Raw genomic sequence first — 18,350 nt, 5'->3', positions numbered from 1 at the left:
TCGGGTTAATGCCCCGGTTTCTCACCCAACCCCCCTTAAATGGACCGGGTGACCACGACCGACCGCCGTACGGCGTTGCGTGCGGGCGCCGGGCTCGTCGCCGGGGGCGCACTCGCCGCCGGATGTGCCACGACCGGCCCCACCGCGGCGCCCGCCACCGCGGCCTCCGCGACACCCGCCCGCGCCCCCGCCGCCAGCGCGACCCCGCGCGCCGCCCCCGCCCCGCGCGCCTTCCCCCGGCAGCCCGCGCAGATCACCCACGGACCCCGCGACCGCCCCCGGATCGCGCTCACCTTCCACGGCCAGGGCGACCCCGAGATCGCCACCGCCCTCCTCGCCGAGGCCGAGAGACACGGCGCCCGGGTCACCGTCCTCGCCGTCGGCACCTGGCTCGACACCCACCCCGAGATGGCCCGCCGCATCCTCGACGGCGGCCACGACCTCGGCAACCACACCCAGCGGCACATCGCCGTCAACACCCTGTCCGAGGCCGACGCGCTGGCCGAGATCACCGGCTGCGCCGACCGCCTCAAGCGGCTCACCGGCTCGATCGGCACCTGGTTCAGGCCCTCGCGCGCCCCGGCCGCGTCCCCCCTGGTCCAGCGCCTGGCCCACCGCGTGGGCTACCCGCACGTGCTCTCCTACGACGTCGACTCCCTCGACTTCACCGAGCCCGGCGCCCCCGCCGTCACCCGCAAGGTGCTCTCCGAGGTCCGCGACGGCTCCGTGGTGAGCATGCACTTCGGGTACGCCGGCACGGTCGCCGCGCTCCCCGCCGTACTGCAAGAACTCGACCGCCGCGGTCTGCGCGCGGTGACGACCACGGAGCTGCTGAGCTGATGCGACACACCCCCCTCACCCGCGCCCTGGTCACCGGCGCCGCCCTCGCCGCGCTGGCCGCCCTCGCCGGCTGCGGCTCCCAGGACCACGCCGACGAGGCCCTCGGCACCAAGGCCGCCCTCCAGCCGCAGCAGCAGCGGAAGCCGCAGGCGGTGCAAGGGCTGCCCGGGATGCCGCCGCTGCTCGACCCCACCGACGTGTACGCGGCCGACCGGCCGGGTCGACTCTCCCCGGTGGTACGGGACTTCCCCTCCCGGGTCTACGTCCCCAACACCGGCTCCAACACGGTCTCGGTGATCGACCCGAAGACGTACAAGGTCATCGAGACCATCCCGGTCGGGGTCCAGCCCCAACACGTCGTCCCCTCCTGGGACTTGAAGACCCTGTGGGTCAACAACGACCGGGGCAACACCCTCACGCCCATCGACCCGCGAACGGGCCGCGCGGGCAAGCCCGTCGACGTGCACGACCCGTACAACCTGTACTTCACGCCCAACGGCAGGTACGCGATCGTCATGGCGTCCCTCGACCGCCAGCTGGTCTTCCGCGACGCGCACACCATGAAGACCGTGAAGGCGGTCCCGGTCAGCTGCTACGGCGTCAACCACGCCGACTTCTCCCCGGACGGGCGGTACTTCATCGTCTCCTGCGAGTTCAGCGGTGAACTGCTCAAGGTCGACACCGAGCGGATGAAGGTCATCGGGCAGCAGAAACTGCCCTTCCACGGCTCGATGCCGCAGGACGTCAAGATCTCACCGGACGGCAAGCGGTTCTACATCGCCGACATGATGGCCAACGGCATGTGGGTCCTGAACGGCGACACCTTCGCCAAGCCGGACTTCCTGCCCACCGGCAAGGGCTGCCACGGTCTGTACATCAGCCGGGACTCGCGCGAGATGTACATCTCCAACCGGGGCGAGGGCTCCATCTCCATCTTCGACTTCACCAAGAACAAGCTGACCAAGAAGTGGCACCTGCCGAACGGCGGCAGCCCCGACATGGGCGGCGTCTCGGCCGACGGCAAGGTCCTGTGGCTGTCGGGCCGCTACAACTCCGAGGTCTACGCCATCGACACCCGCACCGGCGCCCAACTCGCCCGCGTCAAGGTCGGCGGCGGCCCGCACGGCCTCGCCGTCTACCCGCAGCCGGGCCGCTACTCGCTCGGCCACACCGGCATCTTCCGCTGACCCCACCCCGACAGCCGGTCGGTCGGAGCGGCACTGAGCAGCAGCGCCTCCGAACCCACCGGGCGGTAGCCCGCCGCCAGGAACGCCCGCATCGAGCGGGCGTTCCCCGGCGCGACCTGCGCCCACAGCGGCTCGGCCGCCAGCTGACGGGCGGCGGCCACCAGGGCACGCCCCAGCCCCCGGTGCCGTACGCCCTCCTCGATCTCGACCGAGACCTCCAGGCGGCCCGCGACGCCGCGGCCCATGACCAGCAGCCCGCCGTCCGTCGTCCACGCGCGCACGTCGTCGCGCCGGCCGCGGGCGTACACGATCCTCGGGTGGTCGCCGTCCGTGATCTCCCGCAGCGGGAGCGGCGGTTCGCCCGGCAGCGGGGTGGCCACCAGCATCGCGTCGACGTTCTCCGCGGTACGGCCGGTCCGGTCCAGCAGGGCGGTCAGGAACCGCGGGTTCATCGGCGCCGCGAGCGCGTCGCAGGGCACGGCGGCCAGCGTGGCGTACACCCAGTCCGGGTCCTCGTCCGTGAAGACCACCGCGTGCGCGGTGAAGGCGAGCACCCCCGCGTCCCGCTCCGACATCTGCGGCACGACGGTCGTACGGCCGTCCGGCGGCGGGAGGACACCGCGCGCCGCCGCGTCGAGAATGTCCCGGAGAGTCTCCATCGCCGCGCTCCTCGCACTCCTTGAGTCTCCACCCACTGGAAGGCCCACACTCACAGACATGATCGACGACGGCACCGAACTGCTCACCATCGGGGAGCTGGCCAGGGCCACCGGACTGACCGTGCGCACCATCCGCTACTGGTCGGACGAGGGCGTCCTCCCCCCGGCCACCCGCTCCGCCGGCGGCTACCGGCTCTACGACGCCGAGGGCGCCGCCCGCCTCGAACTGATCCGCACCCTGCGGGAGTTGGGCCGAGGCCGTGTCCGCGAAGTCCCGTCTGCCTCGCGACGCCCGGCACGCACGCTCGCCGCACCGCCCGAAAGCCCAAGTACGCCCAGTACGAGGGCTTCCGGGCGGCACGCCGATCGCACGCACCGGACGCCGCGAGGCCCGCCCTCCGGGCGGACGACGCGACTTCGCGGACACGACCTCGGCCTGGACGACGTGCGCAAGGTACTGGCGGGAGAGACGACGGTCGCGGAGGTGGCCGCCGCCCATGTGCTGGCGCTGGACGCGCGGATCCGGGCGCTGCGGGTGACCAGGGCAGTGCTGTCGACCGTGGCGCGACGCGGTTCGACCGCGGAGGAGATGACGCTCATGCACAAGCTGGCACGGCTGTCGGCAGCCGAACGCAGGCGGATCATGGAGGAGTTCGTGGACGAGCTGTTCCACGGCCTCGACACCGTGGACCCGTGCGTCGAGCGGCGGATGCGCGGCATCGCGGTGGACCTGCCGGACGACCCGAGCCCCGAACAGGTGGACGCCTGGGTCGAGTTGGCGGAGATGGTGCGGGACCCGGAGTTCCGGACGGAGATGCGCAGGGTCATGGAGTTCAATGCGGCGGACCAGGACCGCGGTGCCGTGTCCTGGCGGGCCGTCTGGTTCCCGATGCGTCTGGTGCGGCTGGGCGGAGAGGCCCTGCGGCGGGGAGTCGACCCCGGGTCGCCCGAGGCGGCGGGCATCGTCCGGGAGGTGCTGGGCGAGGGCGGCGACCCGGCCGTCGTACTCGAACGGATGGAGTCGGCGTCCAACAACAGGCTTGCCCGGTACCGGGAGTTGCTGTCCACGGTGAAGGGCTCCGGGCCCGCGGGAGCGCACCGGGAGGAGTTCGCGTGGGTGGTCGCCGCACTGCGTGCCCGCGCGGCCGGTTAATCTTGCCTCCGTCAACAGGCGGTAAAGCGTTACGAAGGGGCGGATCCGGTGGCGGACATCGAGGAAGCACGCAAGCAGTTCCAGCGGATCGACACGGACGGTGACGGCTTCATCACCGCCGCCGAGTTCAAGACCGCCCTGGCACAGGGAGGCGACTGGAACGTGACCGAGTCGGTCGCCGAGGCCATCATCAAGACCCGTGACCTCGACGGGGACAAGGTCCTGTCGTTCGACGAGTTCTGGGCCCACCTGAACAAGTGACCCGGGAGCGACCCGAGTGACAGGGGCGCCCGTCCTTCGGTGGACGGGCGCCCCTTCCGTCATCCCCGGTGCCTGATCCGTACGCTCCAGCGGCCGTCGTGCCGCTCCAGGACCAGCGGCAGATCGAAGCACTTGCCGACCTGGTCACCGGTGAGGACCTCGGCCGCCGGACCCTGCGCGAGCGGGCGGCCCTCGCGCAGCAGCAGGGCGTGGGTGGTGCCGACGGGCAGCTCCTCCAGATGGTGGGTGACCAGGACCGTGGCCAGGCGCGGATGCTCCCGGCGCAGCCCGTCCAGCGCGTCGAGCAGCCGCTCCCGGCCCGGCAGATCGAGTCCGGTGGCCGGTTCGTCCAGCAGCAGGAGCCGGGGCTCGGGCATCAGCGCCCGCGCGATCAGGGTCCGGCCGCGCTGCCCCTGGGAGAGCGTGGGCCAGCGGGCGTCCCGCAGTTCCGCCAGCCCCATCGTGTCCATGAGCCGGTCCGCCCGAGCCGCCTGCTCCGGCGTCGGGCGCCAACGCGGCAGCGGGGCGACGGAGTTGGTCAGCCCGGTCAGCACCACCTCACGGACCCGCAGCGGTTCGGCGAGCGGATGCCGGGGATTGACGTGCCCGACGTACGACCTCAACTCCCGTACGTCCACCCGCCCCAGCCGGCGGCCGAGCACCTCCACTGTCCCGCCGGTCGGGTGCACCAGCGCCCCGAACAGGCTCAACAGCGTTGATTTCCCTGCCCCGTTGGCCCCCAGGAGCGCCCAGTGCTCGCCGGCCCGGACGGTGAGGGACACCTCCGCGAGGATGGGCCGCCCGTCGCGGACGACCAGGACGTCCGTGGCGCGCAGCACAGTGGCCGGTTCGTCCGTCAGTACTTCGTTCACCGTGACCTCCGGTTCAGCGCTGCCGGTACGCTATCCACACCTCAGGTCCTCAGACAAGTGAGCTCTCCTCGATCCGGGTTGGTGAACCGCCGTGCCGCTGGGCCCCGTCCGCCCCAGTCCCCTCGTCGAACAGGCCGCCGACCGGCTGCGCGCGCAGATCGCCGCCGGTGAGTGGCCGGTCGGCACCAGGCTGCCCGGCGAGACCACGCTCGCCACCGAACTGGGCGTGGGCCGCTCCACGGTCCGCGAGGCCCTGCGCGCGCTCGCCGGGGCGGGGCTGGTCCGGCCCCGGCAGGGCGCCGGTGTGTTCGTGATCGCCACCGAGCCCGCCGAGGACTGGCCGACCCGGCTGCGGCGGGCCGCGGTCACCGATGTCTACGAGGTGCGGATGGGCGTCGAGGTCCAGGCGGCCCGGCTCGCGGCGCGCCGTCGTACGCCCGAGGACGTGACCGCGATGGAGCGCGCGCTGGAGGGGCGGCGGGCCGCCGCCGGGGCCGACGACACCGCGTTCGTCGACGCGGACATCGCCTTCCACGCGGCCGTGGTCGCCGCCGCGCACAACCCCGTACTCGCCGATCTCTTCGGCCAGTTCAGGCCGGTGCTGCGCGAGGGGCTGGTGGAACTGCTGGCCCTGACCGGGCTGCGCGAGCGGGATCCGCACGCCGGGGACGGGGCTCACGAGGCGCTGGTCAGGGCGGTCACGGAGGGGGACGCGGAGACGGCGGCGGAGGTACTGCGGGCGGAACTTGAGGATCCGTTCGGGGACTAGGCGGATTCCCGCTCCGGCCCGTTCGAACGCTTGTTAGTGTGCCGCGATGGAGGATCTTGGAAGCGTGGTCTGGCCGCCCGAGCCGATCAGGACCGAGCGGTTGCTGCTGCGTGCGTCGGAGGCCCGGGACCGGGCCGTCTTCGTCGAACTGCTCGCCTCCGACGAGGCGCACCGCTATCTCGGCGGTGCCCGGCCGCGCGCCGAGCTGGAGCGGGAGGTGCCCGAGGTGCCCCAGCGGTGGCCCGGGAGCTTCGTCGTCGAACTCGACGGGACGATGATCGGGCAGATTCTCCTCAGACGGGCGACAGCGGCCGGGCACAGCCGTCCGGCCGCCGCGGGAAAGGCCGACCTGGGCTATCTGTTCCTGCCTCGGGCGTGGGGATCCGGGTACGCGGGCGAGGCGTGCGCGGCGGCGCTCGACTGGCTCGCCGGAGTGCTTCCCGGCGTGCCGGTGGTGCTCACCACGCAGACCGCCAACCTCGCCTCGATGCGGCTCGCGGCGAAGCTGGGGTTCGTGGAGGTGGAGCGGTTCGAGCGCTGGGGTGCCGAGCAGTGGCTCGGGACGCGGCCGTCGGCCGTCCCGCCGGTTCACCCGTCCGGCGGCGGTCCGGAATAGCGGGCGACCGCGCGGGGTTCACGCCCCCGGAAGCATGCACATGCATCAAATCCGGATCGGCGAAGGGTCTGTCATGAAGATCGGCATCATCGGCGCGGGCAACATCGGCGGCAACCTCACCCGGCGGCTCACCGCCCTCGGACACGAGGTCTCCGTGGCCAACTCCCGCGGCCCGCAGACACTCACCGACCTGGCCGAGGAGACCGGCGCGACCCCCGTACCGGTCGAGGAGGCGGCACGCGGGGCCGAGGTCGTCGTCGTCACCGTCCCGCTGAAGGCCGTACCGGACCTGCCCAAGGGATTCCTGGACGGCGCGGCCGACGGCGTCGCGGTCATCGACACCGGCAACTACTACCCCGCCCGCGACGGCAGGATCGCCGCGATCCTCGACGAGGGCCGCACCGAGAGCCGCTGGACGGCGGAGCACATCGGCCACACCGTCATCAAGGCCTTCAACGGCACCTACGCCCAGGACATCCTCGACCGGCACCGCCCCGCCGACGCCCCCGACCGCCTCGCCCTCCCGGTCGCCGGCGACGACGAGGCCGCGAAGCGCGTGGTCAGGGCCCTCATCGAGGACCTCGGCTTCGACACGGTCGACGCGGGCAGCCTGGACGACTCCTGGCGCCAGCAGCCCGGCACACCGGTCTACGGCCTGCGCGAGGGCGTGGCCGAGGTCACCAAGGCACTGGCGGAGGCCTCGCCGGAACGGACGGGGGACTTCAAGGGCTGACGGCCACGGCTGACCACCACGGTTGACGGCCACGGCTGACCGCCACGGCTGACCGCCGACGGGCGGGCCGCCCTCTCCTCTCACTCCTGTCTCAGGCGTCTCTGGCCCAGGTCTGGAGGGCGGCCTTGCTCGCGAAGTCGGCCACGTTCTTGTCGTGCGGGTCGGAGGTGTACTGGTGGAAGACCCAGTCCGCCTCGATACGGGGTTTGCCGGCCGTCGTGTAGTCGGCGATCCAGAGGCCGTCGCCCGCGTAGGCGGTCTTGTCGATGTTCAGCCAGAAGTTGCGGTTGCAGTAGAGGACGACCCGGTTGTCGGGCCGCAGGGCCTTCACCTTGCGGATGAAGCTGTCCTTCTCCGCGTTGGAGGCGTGGGTGCCGTCGCCGGTCGTCTCCCAGTCGACGGCGAGCAGCTCGCCCGCCTTCTCGGGGGCCTTGCTCACGAAGTACTCCGCCTGGGCGGTGATGTCACCGGGCCAGAGGAAGTGGTAGAAGCCGACGACCAGTCCCGCGTCCCGGCCCGTCTTCGTCTGGGCGGTCAGTCTCGGGTTGACGTACGAGCGGCCCTCCGTCGCCTTGATGAAGACGAAGGAGGAGCCGTCCGTGCTGTACGCGGTGGACTGGTACGCGCTCACGTCGATGCCATGCAACATAGGGGGACTTGTGCCCTGTCCCCGGCATCCGGAACCTCAGCTTCTGGTGGCCACCGAACCGAGTACGGCCGCCGATTTCGCGGACCAGTCAGAGGTGATCACACTTGCGTGATCGGCGGCCAATAGTGCCAATTTGGCGGCGACTTCCGCATCCGTGGGAGCCGTCGAGGAGATCGCCGGAGCCACCGCGTACGCGTCCGTCATGATCAGGATGTAGTGGTTCGTGGAGTAGAACGACGTGTCGTAGCCGTTGTTGACGTACGTCGCCGCGTCCCCGTCGAAGAACACGAACCAGGGGCGGATCGAGGTGTCCGAGGTCCAACGGGCCGCCCGCGGATCGCCGTTCGCCGCGCCCAGGACGGCGGGGAAGGCCTGCGCCTGCGAGATCGTGCCGGCCGCGTACAGGTCGCGCAGATGGTCGCCGTACTCCTGGTCGGTCCAGTAGTGGTCGAACGGGTTGGCCTGTTCGACCGTGCCCGGGATCAGTTCGAAGATGAACTTGCCCTTGAGGTCGTCACGGGAGGGCCACGCGTTCGCCTTGGCCGCCGCGTCGAGCGTGGAGTACGAGGAGCCGAGCAGGTCGGACGGCTTGTAGACACTGCTGCCGAGCTTCTGCGAGACCAGGGTGTCGAACGCGGTCGGGCCCAGACCGATGGTCTGGTTGAAGCCCACCTTCATCTCCACCTTGACGATGATCGGCGCGTGGTCCGGGTGCAGGGTGTTCCAGGCGGCCATGTTGTCCAGGCAGCTGCCGAGATCCTGGTTGCGGTCCTTGCTGTACAGATCGGCGGGGGTGCTCGCGTACTCGCAGTTGTTGTCGTTGGCGAACAGGTCGCTGTGGCTGACCCGCCACCGCTTGCTCAGACTGTCGACGTACACGTCCAGCTCCAGCAGCGAGGCCCCGGAGTCCAACGCCTGCGCCCAGTACGTGTACTTGTCCTTCTCGTACGCGTTGTGGGTACCGATCGTCGTCGTCTCCGAGAACTTCGGCGCCGCCGCGTGGGCGTTGCCCACGGCCCCGGACATCAACAGCCCGGCCACGCCCAGCAGCACGGCCAGCCGTCTCGCCGCCTTCAAGGGTCTCAAGGGCTTCATGGGTCTCATGGGTCTCATGGGTCAACTCCCCTTCGCCGTGGCCTGGTTGAGCCTGGGTGGCGGCAGCAGCGTAGGGCGGAGCGGTTACTCCTCGGTAGCCCCTGGAGGAACATCGGCTGCGGTGACGTCCGGCGCGCGGGGTGACACGTCCGCGGGCGGGTACCCGCACCACGGGAAACCGAACAGAGCAGAAGGAGTGCGAACCATGCTGCACGCAGCGGATGTCCGGGAGTGGCGGGAGCGGGACGTCGTGGACGCGGAGTCCCACAAGATCGGTGTTCTGGAGGCCGTGTACGTGAACACCGCCACCGACGAGCCGGCCATGGCCACGGTCCGCGTCGGGCTTCCCACGCGGCACCGGCTCGTCTTCGTCCCGCTGGACGACGCGATCCTGGGGCCGGACTACGTCAAGGTCGACTACCCCAAGGCCCTGGTGAAACAGGCCCCTTCGATCGGTACGGACGACGTGCTGCCCGCCGAGCAGGAGGAAGGGATCTTCAAGCACTACGGCCTGCCCTACAGCACCGGCACCGGCGGCGAACGCCAACTGGCCCGCCGCTGAAGCCGCTTGTCGCCGGAGGGTTTCAACCCGCCTATCCCGGCCACCCGTTGAACATGTCCACACGCTACGGCGGAAGCCCCGCGGGGACGGTCATCTCCGTCATCGCGGACCTCGCGGCACTGATCCTGATCCTGTGGATCGCCCTCTACCTGTTCGACGCCAACACCGCGAACAGCACGGTCCACTGGGTCCACCACGCGGCCGACTGGCTCTCCGGCTGGTCGCACAACCTGTTCACCATCCACTCGGCCGACTGGCGCACCGTGGTCAACTACGGCCTGCCCGCGCTCGTCTACCTCTTCATCGGTCACGCGGTGGCCGCCGGCGTCAACCGCGACTAGACCTCCGCGGGCGCCGGTCGCCCGGCCGGCACCGCGGCGTCACTGCGGGACCACCCAACTCGGTGCCCAAGTCCCGCCCACGCCCTGGCTGTTGGCCGGGCCGGCCGTGTTGGCCGCATCGGCCGTGTTGGCGAGGTGGGCGCGGAGGACCGGAAGCGCCGGGTGGGGATTGTCGCGGTGCCAGAGAAGTGAGTGCGGGTACACGGGGGTCGGGTCGGTCACCGGGATGCGGCGCAGATCGTGGCCGGTGGGCCAGACGAGGCGGGTGCGCGCGGTGGTGAAGGTCGCCAGGCCCGGGGTGTCGGCGACGGTGTCCAGGAGCACGTCGGAGCCGAAGTTGGGGCCGGTCGCCTCGATGGTCAGTCCGAACTCGGCGACGAGGGCGTCGTAGTAGGCGCTCCACTCGGTCCCGGGCGCGAGGCCGGGCATCCAGATCCGGTGCCCGGTGAGTTCGGCGAGGGTCACCGAGCGGGCGTTCGCCAGCAAGTGGGCCGGGCCGGTGAGGAGTTGGTGCGGCTCGTCGAGCACCCGGACCGACTCGATGTCCTCGGGCAGCGGACGGCCCGGCATCGCGACGGCCCGGAAGGACGCGTCGATCGCGCCGGACCGGATGGCGGCGACGGCCGTCTCGACGTCGAACAGCATCACCACGTCGAGGTCGACCTCGGGGTGCGCCTGGTGGAAGCCGCGCATCAGGGACGACGGCGCGACCCGCGAGGCGATCACATCGACCCGCAGCGGACGGCGCCCCGGCCGCACGGACGCGCCCGCCCGCTCCGCGACCCGCAACAGCTCACGCGCGTGGGGCAGGAACGCCTGACCGTCGATGGTGAGCTCGGCGCCCCGCGGCGCACGCGTGAACAGCCGCACACCGAGGTCGCGTTCCAGCGCGGCGACACGTTTGGAGACCGCCTGCTGAGTGATCGACAGATCACCGGCAGCCTTCTGGAACTGACCCGCTTCCACGACCGCGACGAAGGTCCGTACTGCTTCTAGGTCCACGGTGACCCACCCTAGTGAACAACTGGTGGTTGTGGACGGGGGGCGGGGCGGCTGTCCGAGCTGGTGTTGTGCCGGTCATCTACCTCGTCATGGGCAACGTCTGTTTGTTCGGCGCTGGTCCGTTCCTCAGTACGGCCTCGGCCGCCATCGGCGTTGTCACGGCGTAGCCCCGCCTCAGTCGTCGGCCAAGTCCTCCGGTGCGGAGCGGGCCAGTTCCGCGAGGGTGTTCAGGGCGCGGGAAAGGGTCTCCGGTTCCGGGGTGGCGAGGCCGAGGCGGATCGCGTTGGGGGAGTGGTCGGGGTCGACGGTGAACGCGGCGGCCGGGACCACGCCGATGCCGTGCCGGGAGGCCGCCGCGACGAAGGTGTCCGCGCGCCACGGGCGGGGCAGTCGCCACCAGCAGTGGAAGGAGCGGGGGTCGCCGTGTACCGCGAACCCGGCGAGTCGCTGGGCCGCGATGCCCTGTCGTACCGCCGCTTCCCGCTGTTTGGCCGCCACCAGCGCCCGTACCGTGCCGTCCTGCTGCCAGCGGTGGGCCGCCTCCAGGGCGAAGCGGGCCGGGGTGCAGCCGCCGGACCGCAGGGCGGCGGTGACGGCGCCGGTCAGGGCGGCGGGTGCCACCGTGAATCCGAGGGTCAGACCGGGGGCCACGCGCTTGGACAGGCTGTCGATCAGGACCGTCCGCTCGGGGGCGTACGCGGCGAGGGGCGGGAGTTCGTCGCGGAGGAAGGCCCAGATGGTGTCCTCGATTGCCGGGATCCCCAGCCCGAGCAGCACCTCGGCCAGTCGCTCGACGCGTCGGGCGGGCATGCTGAGCGAGAGCGGGTTGTGCAGTCTCGGCTGGACGTAGACGGCGTGCAGCGGGGCGCGGGCGTGCGCCTCCTCGACGGCTTCCGGCACCAGTCCCTCGTCGTCCATGGGGAGGGGGACGAGGGTGATCCTCAGGCGGGCGGCCACGGCTTTGACGACGGGGTACGTCAGTTCCTCCACGCCGAGTCTCGCCCCCGGCGGGACCAGCGCGGCGACCGCGGCCGAGATCGCCTGTCGGCCGTTGCCCGCGAAGAGGATCCGGTCCGGGTCCGGGCGCCAGCCGCCGCGGGTGAGGGTCTCGGCGGCGGACTCCCGGGCGGCCGGGAAACCTGAGACGCCGATCGGCCGCAGGGCCTGTCCGAGGGCGTCGGGGCGGAGCAGGCCGGCGAGACTCCCGGCGAGGAGCGCGCTCTGCTCCGGTGCGACCGGGTAGTTGAGCTCCAGGTCGATCCGGCCGCCGTCCGCGGGTTCGGTGAGCGCGGGGGCGGAGCCGGCCGGGTCGGCGGGTGTCGCGCGGACGAAGGTGCCGCGGCCCACCTCGCCCACGGTCAGGCCCCGGCGGGCGAGTTCCTGGTAGACGCGGGTGGCGGTGGAGTCGGCGATGCCGTGCCGTCGCGCGAACGCGCGTTGCGTCGGGAGCCGGTCACCGGGACGGAGGGCACCGGACCTGATCTCCTCCGCCACCGTGTCGGCGACGGTCCGGTAGTCCCGCATGGCTCACCCGTCCATCCTCTGTCGATTGCGAATTCGAACTCGTGCTCGAACTCGTGCTCGCGCTCGATCGTGAACTCTCTCGGACTTCATCTTCAAGGCAATCATGATATTGCACCGAGTGCAATGTTTTCATTGCACTGAGACACTGGTCCGGAATACGCTCCGTGCGAGTCGGTGAGGTGACAGCACAAGGGGGATTCATGGTCGAACTGAGCGGTGTACTCGGCGTGACGGCGGTGGCTCTGGGCATGGTGCTCACTCCCGGCCCGAACATGATCTATCTCGTCTCCCGCAGCATCACCCAGGGCAGGCGCGCCGGAATGGTCTCCCTCGGCGGGGTGGCGCTCGGCTTCATGGTGTATCTGCTCGCCGCCAACCTCGGCCTGTCGGTCTTCTTCGTCGCCGTGCCCGAGCTGTACTTCGCGGTGAAGCTCGCGGGCGCGGCCTACCTCGCCTATCTGGCCTGGAACGCGCTGAAGCCGGGCGGTGTCTCGGTCTTCGCGCCGCAGGACGTACCGCACGACTCGCCGCGCAAGCTGTTCACGATGGGGCTGATGACGAATCTGCTCAACCCGAAGATCGCCATCATGTACCTGTCCCTCATCCCCCAGTTCATCGACCTGGGCAAGGGGCACGTCCTTCTCCAGGGCCTCGTCCTCGGCTCGGTCCAGATCGCGGTCAGTATCGCGGTCAACCTCGCCATCGTCCTGGCGGCCGGCGCGATCGCCGTCTTCCTCGAACGCCGCCCCTCCTGGCTGAAGGTGCAGCGCTATGCGATGGGTACGGTGCTGGGTGCGCTCGCCGTCTCCCTGGCCGTCGACAACTCTGGTCCAGTCAAGGCCAGTTGACGGTACGTCAGGCCGATGCCGCCGTATCCGACGCCCGCCGCCAGGCGATCCTGGCCGCGAGTGCGAACGGTTCGACGAGACTCGGGCGTGCAGTGTCCCGGTCGAGGTGGCGGAACTCCGTGGACAGGGTGATGGCGAGCCGTTCCGGTAGGCCGAGGCCCGGGTAGCGGTCCTCGTCGATGAGGATGTGGGCCGCCTCGATGGGGGTCTTGCCCTGGCCGTGCAGCAACAGGGCCTGGTCGGACAGGTCGTCCAAGTAGCTGATGTATGTGCGTAGTTGATCCGGCGTCATGAGCGGGCCGTGGCCCGGCACGATCCACTCGGGATCGAAGGCCAGGATGCGTTCGGCGGCCTGGGAGATCCGGTCGAGCGGGCCCGCCCAGTGGCAGGGGTGGTCGCCCGAGAAGATGATGTCGCCCGCGAACACCACGCGCTGCTCGGGGAGATGGACGATCAGGTCGCCCACGGTGTGCGCGGGACCCACCTCGTGCAGCTCGACGGGGATCCGGCCGACGGTGAGGTCATGGCGGCCGCTGAACGTCGTCGTCGGCGGCAGGACCCGTATGCCCGAGAAGTCGAACTTCCCGAAGTGGCGGCGGAAGTACCAGCCCAGCGGCTGGTCCGGATCGCTGTCCCACACCAGCGCGTGCAGCTGTTGGGGCGTCGGCTCCACGCACTGGTGCTCAAGTGCCGCGTCCGTGGCGACGATCTCACTGCCGGTCAGACACTGGATGCCCCATGTGTGGTCGCCGTTGGCATGCGTGGCCACCACGGTGCCCGGCACGGCGGCGGTCCCCGTCGCGCGACGGGCCGCCGCGAGCAGGTCCTCGGTGAGGGCCGGGGTGTACGGCGTGTCCACGAGAAGGGCCTCGCCGTCCGAGTGGACCAGGCCGCAGTTGGCCAGACCCCAGGTGTCCACGCCGTCGGGAGCCCACATGTGCACGCCGGGCGCGATCTGGTGGAGCCGGGTTGCGTCAGTCATGGGTACGCATTCTTCCCGGGCCGGACTTCACACGGCAACGGGGCGTGGCGAGGGCTCGAAGACGAGGAAGAGGAAGCGGGCCCCGGGCGAGCCGAAGGGCTGCGCCGCACACATCGTCACCACGCCCAGCTGCGACACCTCGTGGTGCTCGCAACAGCGGTCCCGCAGATCCTCCTCGCCTTCCGGGGGCACAAATCCCGCGTGGCGCATGAGACGTGAGTCACCGTCAGGATGGACGTAGGCGATCTTGTGATTGCGGTAGATCGGGCCCGCGACCGGGTCGTCGTTGACCTCCTGGTCCAGTTGCTGGAGGTCCTTGTTGTCGGGGTGCGAGGCCACGGCCGTGCGCAGTTGGGCGGCGACCGGCTCGGCCCACCGCTTCTCCCACTGCACGAGATGGTGCTCGCGGGCGTCCTCGCGCAGCAGCATCCAGCGGATCAGGTTCTGCTCGGGGAGGCGGGCGGGTCGGCCCGGCGCCTGCGGGAACATCCGGACGAAGTCGTCGTTGGCGGCCAGGACGTTCCAGGCGACGTCATTGGCGTAGCAGGGCTGGCCGGAAACCCGCTCGATCGCCGTCTGCCAGGCCGGGGCGACGCTGCTGCCCGCCGCCGGGTCCATGGGGAACGGCGGTTCGTAGCCCAGCGCGTAGACGTACAGGGCGGCGCGCTCGCGCTCCTCCATCCGCAGGGCCTGGGCGACGTTGTCGAGGAACTCCGCGGTGGGCGAGGGCATTTCCCCCCGCTCAAGGTCGGCGTAGGTGCGCTCGGACACGTACAGCACCTGCGCCACCTGCGCCTGCGACAGCCCCGTGGAACGGCGCCCCCGTCCGCTGCGCTGCGGCCAGCCCAGCTCCACCGGGTCTATCTGCGCCCGTTTCCAGCGCAGCAGTCGTTGCAGCGCCTCCTTGTTGTCCACCTCAGAACCTCTCCCGTACCGCCCGCCCGGCGGCCAACTCAATTACCGGAAAGCCTTGTTCCTGAAATTCCGGAACCGGAAAAAACAGAGCCTGGTGTCCGTGACGCCGGTGCACGAAGATCACTCACCGGGCCGGTCGCGCCGCCGGGGACGCGGGGCCCCGATCACGAAGGGGGCGTGTTTCGACGTGTGGTGGCCGAACCGACGTGCCTACGGGCCACGGTGGCGTGCACGCGGCGCACCGCACCGATCCCCCCTGGTCCCGGAATCCACGAGAACTGTCATGTTCAAACATTCATCACCTACAGTGACGGCTCGGCTGATCTCGTTACAGTCGAGTACTGGCCAGATTGCCGTCGCTCACCGGCCGCACCTCTCAGTCCGGAAAGGCATTCTGTGTCCCGTTCAGTCCTGATCACCGGTGGCGGCCGAGGAATCGGTCTCGCTGTCGCCCGTCGTATGGCAGCCGCCGGTGACCGTGTCGCCGTGACGTACCGGACGGGCGAGCCGCCGGAGGGTCTGCTCGGGGTGCGGTGCGACATCACCGACGCCGACCAGGTCGATGTCGCTTTCAAGCAGGTCGAGGCGGAGCACGGGCCGGTCGAGGTCCTGATATCCAACGCGGGAATCGTCAAGGACCAGTTGCTGCTGCGGATGTCCGAAACGGATTTCACCGAGGTCGTCGACACGAATCTGACCGGTGCCTTCCGTGTCGTGAAGCGGGCCAGTCGGGCAATGCTCCGCGCCAGAAAGGGCCGCGTCGTTCTCATCTCCTCCGCGGTCGCGCTGCGCGGCGAGAGCGGACAGGCCAACTACGCGGCCTCCAAAGCGGGGTTGATCGGATTCGCCCGCTCGATGGCCAGGGAACTCGGCGCGCGCGGGATCACCTTCAACGTGGTCTCTCCCGGTCTCACCGAGACCGCGATGAGCGAGAACCTCACCGAGGACCAGCGCACCCACCTGACCGGGCAGATCCCCCTGGGCCGGCTCGCCGGGCCGGACGAGGTCGCCGCCGCCGTCGCGTTCCTGGCGTCGGACGACGCGGGATACATCACCGGAGCCGTGCTGCCGGTGGACGGGGGAGCCGGCATGGGGCACTAGGCCGTGCCCGCCAAGTCCCTCCAGAGCAGGCGGCGCACGCCGACCGGACGACTGGACGTCGAATTGCCCAGCGGGGGTCCGGGTATGCGCCAACCGCTCTCCGTCGACTGGTTTTCCGCACCCACCGCCAAGGAGTTCTGCTTATGCGCGGGCCGACTGCGCCGAATATGCATCGGTTGACCATCGACGACTTCACCGACGAGGACGTCGCCGAGTTCCACCGTCTGATGAGCGAACTGCTGACCAAGTGCACGGCGGTCGGACAGCAGCACGCGCCGGACGGTACGTGGGTCCCGTCGACCACCGGTCTCTTCGATCAGATGGCCGAGTCCATGCAGTTGGTCGCCGAGGTCTCCAGAGCGCTCAACCACACACGCGCCGGCATCCGCAGGGTCGGCGGCCGGGCACGGCAGCGGCTGTACGAGCGCGTCAGCGGCCGCCACGAAGGCCCCGCCGGCCGGACCGGGTCCGCCTGACCGGCACCACAGACCCGGGCGGGGGTCGGTCGGCAGGAGGGAAGTCTGCCGGCCCCCGCCCGATTTCGTGTTCCGCGTATTTGCCGTGCCGTGCCGGTCGGTGCGGCGAAATCGACGCTGCGTAAAAGCGTCAGACCGCTTAGGTCCGGCTGGAGTCCCGCCCCGGCAAGGACAACCCCGACGTCGTCGAGACCTCCAAGACGTGCGACCTCACCCGACTCGTCGACGACCACTGCACGTGGTTGCTGCACGAGCCCGTGAACACCTGCACCGCCCCACGGCTGTCCGCCCCTCGGCACCCGCCCTCAGCACTCGATGATGTTCACCGCAAGCCCGCCCCGCGCCGTCTCCTTGTACTTCACGCTCATGTCCGCCCCCGTCTCCTTCATCGTCTTGATGACCTTGTCGAGGGACACCTTGTGCGAGCCGTCGCCCCGCATCGCCATCCGTGCCGCCGTCACGGCCTTCACCGCGGCCATGCCGTTGCGTTCGATGCAGGGGATCTGGACGAGGCCGCCGACGGGGTCGCAGGTGAGGCCGAGGTTGTGTTCCATGCCGATCTCGGCCGCGTTCTCGACCTGTTCGGGGCTGCCGCCGAGGACCTCGGCCAGTGCGCCCGCCGCCATCGAGCAGGCGGAGCCGACCTCGCCCTGGCAGCCGACCTCCGCGCCGGAGATGGAGGCGTTCTCCTTGAAGAGCATGCCGATCGCGCCGGCGGCGAGCATGAAGCGGACGACTCCGTCCTCGTCGGCGCCGGGCACGAAGTTGACGTAGTAGTGGAGGACGGCGGGGATGATGCCGGCCGCGCCGTTGGTCGGGGCCGTGACGACCCGGCCGCCCGCCGCGTTCTCCTCGTTCACCGCCATCGCGTAGAGCGTGATCCACTCCATCGCGTGCGCCAACGGGTCGCCCTCAGCGCGGAGTTGGCGTGCCGACAGGGCGGCCCTGCGGCGCACCCGCAGGCCGCCGGGCAGGATGCCCTCCCGTGACATGCCCCGCGACACGCACGCGCCCATCACCCGCCAGATCTCCAGCAGCCCGGCCCGGATCTCCTCCTCCGTGCGCCAGGCGCGCTCGTTCTCCAGCATCAGCGCGGAGATCGACAGGCCGGTCTCCTGGGTGAGGCGCAGCAGTTCGTCGCCGGTGCGGAAGGGGTACTTGAGGACCGTGTCGTCCAGCTTGATCCGGTCGGCGCCCACCGCCTCCTCGTCGACGACGAACCCGCCGCCCACCGAGTAGTACGTCTTGGACAGCAGCTCGGCGCCGGCCGCGTCGTAGGCCCACAGCGTCATGCCGTTCGCGTGGTACGGCAGTGCTTTGCGGCGGTGGAGTTTCAGGTCGTCGTCGAAGGAGAACGGGATCTCGTGCTCGCCGAGGAGGCGGATGCGGCCGGAGCCCTTGATCTGCTCGACGCGTTCGTCGGCTCCCTCCACGTCGACCGTGCGCGGTGACTCGCCCTCCAGGCCGAGCAGTACCGCCTTCGGGGTGCCGTGCCCGTGGCCGGTCGCGCCGAGGGAGCCGTAGAGCTCGGTGCGGACGGAGGCGACGGAGGTGAGCAGGTCCTCGTTGCGCAGTCGGCGCGCGAACATGCGGGCGGCCCGCATCGGGCCGACCGTGTGGGAGCTGGACGGGCCGATGCCGATCGAGAACAGGTCGAAGACCGAGATGGCCACGGTGACTCCTCAGAACGCGGACGTGCGGGGTGGTGCGGGATTCGAGGGCGCGAAGCGCTTCGAGCGTGGTGGTGGCGGGGGCCGGGTGGGCG

Annotated in this window: 21 protein-coding genes; 12 read left to right on the top strand and 9 right to left on the bottom strand. The window is 70.6% G+C overall.

From position 1 onward, the window contains the following. Positions 1-39 precede the first annotated feature (39 nt). Positions 40-840 carry a polysaccharide deacetylase family protein gene (locus ACIQPR_RS37840; RefSeq protein WP_403658088.1) on the top strand — a complete coding sequence of 267 codons (801 nt, stop codon included), beginning with the start codon at positions 40-42 and terminating at the stop codon, positions 838-840. Continuing rightward, on the top strand, positions 840-2,027 hold the full coding sequence (locus ACIQPR_RS37835) for a hypothetical protein (protein ID WP_403658085.1): 1,188 nt from the start codon (positions 840-842) through the stop codon (positions 2,025-2,027). Before ACIQPR_RS37840 ends, ACIQPR_RS37835 begins: the two co-directional genes overlap by 1 nt. Here ACIQPR_RS37835 and ACIQPR_RS37830 read toward each other — a convergent pair. Then, on the bottom strand, positions 1,994-2,686 hold the full coding sequence (locus tag ACIQPR_RS37830; protein ID WP_403658082.1) for a GNAT family N-acetyltransferase: 693 nt from the start codon (positions 2,684-2,686) through the stop codon (positions 1,994-1,996). The genes ACIQPR_RS37835 and ACIQPR_RS37830 overlap by 34 nt on opposite strands. Positions 2,687-2,744: 58 nt before the next feature. On the opposite strand from ACIQPR_RS37830, the gene ACIQPR_RS37825 reads away from it, so the two are divergent. Together ACIQPR_RS37825 and ACIQPR_RS37820 are read left to right on the top strand one after the other, a co-directional pair. Then, positions 2,745-3,839 (top strand): MerR family transcriptional regulator, encoded by a 1,095-nt coding sequence (locus tag ACIQPR_RS37825; RefSeq protein WP_403658079.1) that lies wholly within the window; start codon positions 2,745-2,747, stop codon positions 3,837-3,839. A 48-nt stretch (positions 3,840-3,887) separates the two neighbouring features. Beyond that, a complete protein-coding gene (locus ACIQPR_RS37820) occupies positions 3,888-4,100 on the top strand; it encodes an EF-hand domain-containing protein (RefSeq protein ID WP_403658076.1) in 213 nt (70 codons plus the stop codon). A gap of 59 nt (positions 4,101-4,159) precedes the next feature. Here the strand turns inward: ACIQPR_RS37820 and ACIQPR_RS37815 are convergent, their stop codons facing one another. Continuing rightward, positions 4,160-4,972 carry an ABC transporter ATP-binding protein gene (locus ACIQPR_RS37815; RefSeq protein ID WP_403658073.1) on the bottom strand — a complete coding sequence of 271 codons (813 nt, stop codon included), beginning with the start codon at positions 4,970-4,972 and terminating at the stop codon, positions 4,160-4,162. Between the two features lie 91 nt (positions 4,973-5,063). Between ACIQPR_RS37815 and ACIQPR_RS37810 the strand changes: the two genes are divergently transcribed. Genes ACIQPR_RS37810 through ACIQPR_RS37800 form a run of 3 tightly spaced genes read left to right on the top strand, consistent with a single transcriptional unit; the run spans position 5,064 to position 7,090 of the window. Further along, the gene (locus tag ACIQPR_RS37810) at positions 5,064-5,741 is read left to right on the top strand and encodes a FadR/GntR family transcriptional regulator (RefSeq protein ID WP_403658071.1); all 678 of its coding nucleotides are present in this window, start codon (positions 5,064-5,066) and stop codon (positions 5,739-5,741) included. Positions 5,742-5,787: 46 nt separating this feature from the next. Beyond that, positions 5,788-6,357, top strand: a complete 570-nt coding sequence (locus tag ACIQPR_RS37805; RefSeq protein ID WP_403658068.1) for a GNAT family N-acetyltransferase — start codon at positions 5,788-5,790, stop codon at positions 6,355-6,357. 40 nt (positions 6,358-6,397) lie between these two features. After that, on the top strand, positions 6,398-7,090 hold the full coding sequence (locus ACIQPR_RS37800) for an NADPH-dependent F420 reductase (protein WP_403658065.1): 693 nt from the start codon (positions 6,398-6,400) through the stop codon (positions 7,088-7,090). A 91-nt stretch (positions 7,091-7,181) separates the two neighbouring features. Here ACIQPR_RS37800 and ACIQPR_RS37795 read toward each other — a convergent pair whose 3' ends face one another. Together ACIQPR_RS37795 and ACIQPR_RS37790 are read right to left on the bottom strand one after the other, a co-directional pair. Next, positions 7,182-7,739 carry a glycoside hydrolase family 25 protein gene (locus tag ACIQPR_RS37795; RefSeq protein ID WP_403658062.1) on the bottom strand — a complete coding sequence of 186 codons (558 nt, stop codon included), beginning with the start codon at positions 7,737-7,739 and terminating at the stop codon, positions 7,182-7,184. 36 nt (positions 7,740-7,775) lie between these two features. After that, positions 7,776-8,852, bottom strand: coding sequence for a phosphatidylinositol-specific phospholipase C domain-containing protein (locus tag ACIQPR_RS37790; RefSeq protein WP_403658059.1), 1,077 nt, complete (start codon positions 8,850-8,852; stop codon positions 7,776-7,778). Between the two features lie 187 nt (positions 8,853-9,039). Here ACIQPR_RS37790 and ACIQPR_RS37785 point away from each other — a divergent pair, with 187 nt between their 5' ends. Both ACIQPR_RS37785 and ACIQPR_RS37780 read left to right on the top strand, forming a co-directional pair. Next, entirely contained in the window at positions 9,040-9,396 is a 357-nt protein-coding gene (locus ACIQPR_RS37785; RefSeq protein WP_403658057.1) for a PRC-barrel domain-containing protein, read from the top strand. Between the two features lie 53 nt (positions 9,397-9,449). Further along, positions 9,450-9,737 carry a hypothetical protein gene (locus ACIQPR_RS37780; RefSeq protein ID WP_403658054.1) on the top strand — a complete coding sequence of 96 codons (288 nt, stop codon included), beginning with the start codon at positions 9,450-9,452 and terminating at the stop codon, positions 9,735-9,737. 39 nt (positions 9,738-9,776) lie between these two features. Here the strand turns inward: ACIQPR_RS37780 and ACIQPR_RS37775 are convergent, their stop codons facing one another. Both ACIQPR_RS37775 and ACIQPR_RS37770 read right to left on the bottom strand, forming a co-directional pair. Continuing rightward, a complete protein-coding gene (locus tag ACIQPR_RS37775; protein WP_403658051.1) occupies positions 9,777-10,739 on the bottom strand; it encodes a LysR family transcriptional regulator in 963 nt (320 codons plus the stop codon). A gap of 174 nt (positions 10,740-10,913) precedes the next feature. Continuing rightward, positions 10,914-12,263 (bottom strand): PLP-dependent aminotransferase family protein, encoded by a 1,350-nt coding sequence (locus ACIQPR_RS37770; RefSeq protein WP_403658049.1) that lies wholly within the window; start codon positions 12,261-12,263, stop codon positions 10,914-10,916. A gap of 200 nt (positions 12,264-12,463) precedes the next feature. Between ACIQPR_RS37770 and ACIQPR_RS37765 the strand changes: the two genes are divergently transcribed. Then, a complete protein-coding gene (locus ACIQPR_RS37765; RefSeq protein ID WP_403658047.1) occupies positions 12,464-13,111 on the top strand; it encodes a LysE family translocator in 648 nt (215 codons plus the stop codon). A gap of 7 nt (positions 13,112-13,118) precedes the next feature. Here the strand turns inward: ACIQPR_RS37765 and ACIQPR_RS37760 are convergent, their stop codons facing one another. After that, positions 13,119-14,093 carry an MBL fold metallo-hydrolase gene (locus ACIQPR_RS37760; protein WP_403658045.1) on the bottom strand — a complete coding sequence of 325 codons (975 nt, stop codon included), beginning with the start codon at positions 14,091-14,093 and terminating at the stop codon, positions 13,119-13,121. A 27-nt stretch (positions 14,094-14,120) separates the two neighbouring features. After that, positions 14,121-15,008: a helix-turn-helix domain-containing protein gene (locus ACIQPR_RS37755; RefSeq protein WP_403658042.1), complete on the bottom strand. Its 888-nt coding sequence runs from the start codon at positions 15,006-15,008 to the stop codon at positions 14,121-14,123. Between the two features lie 396 nt (positions 15,009-15,404). Between ACIQPR_RS37755 and fabG the strand changes: the two genes are divergently transcribed. Continuing rightward, positions 15,405-16,109, top strand: coding sequence for a 3-oxoacyl-ACP reductase FabG (fabG, locus tag ACIQPR_RS37750; RefSeq protein ID WP_403658039.1), 705 nt, complete (start codon positions 15,405-15,407; stop codon positions 16,107-16,109). Between the two features lie 167 nt (positions 16,110-16,276). Then, the gene (locus ACIQPR_RS37745; protein ID WP_403658189.1) at positions 16,277-16,585 is read left to right on the top strand and encodes a hypothetical protein; all 309 of its coding nucleotides are present in this window, start codon (positions 16,277-16,279) and stop codon (positions 16,583-16,585) included. 305 nt (positions 16,586-16,890) lie between these two features. Here the strand turns inward: ACIQPR_RS37745 and ACIQPR_RS37740 are convergent, their stop codons facing one another. Next, entirely contained in the window at positions 16,891-18,258 is a 1,368-nt protein-coding gene (locus ACIQPR_RS37740; protein ID WP_403658036.1) for an L-serine ammonia-lyase, read from the bottom strand. Positions 18,259-18,350 lie beyond the last annotated feature (92 nt).

It is taken from the genome of Streptomyces sp. NPDC091280, assembly GCF_044768565.1.
GTDB lineage: Bacteria > Actinomycetota > Actinomycetes > Streptomycetales > Streptomycetaceae > Streptomyces.
The sequence above is the reverse complement of the archived record's forward strand: the minus strand, read 5'-3'. Positions and strand labels throughout refer to the sequence as shown.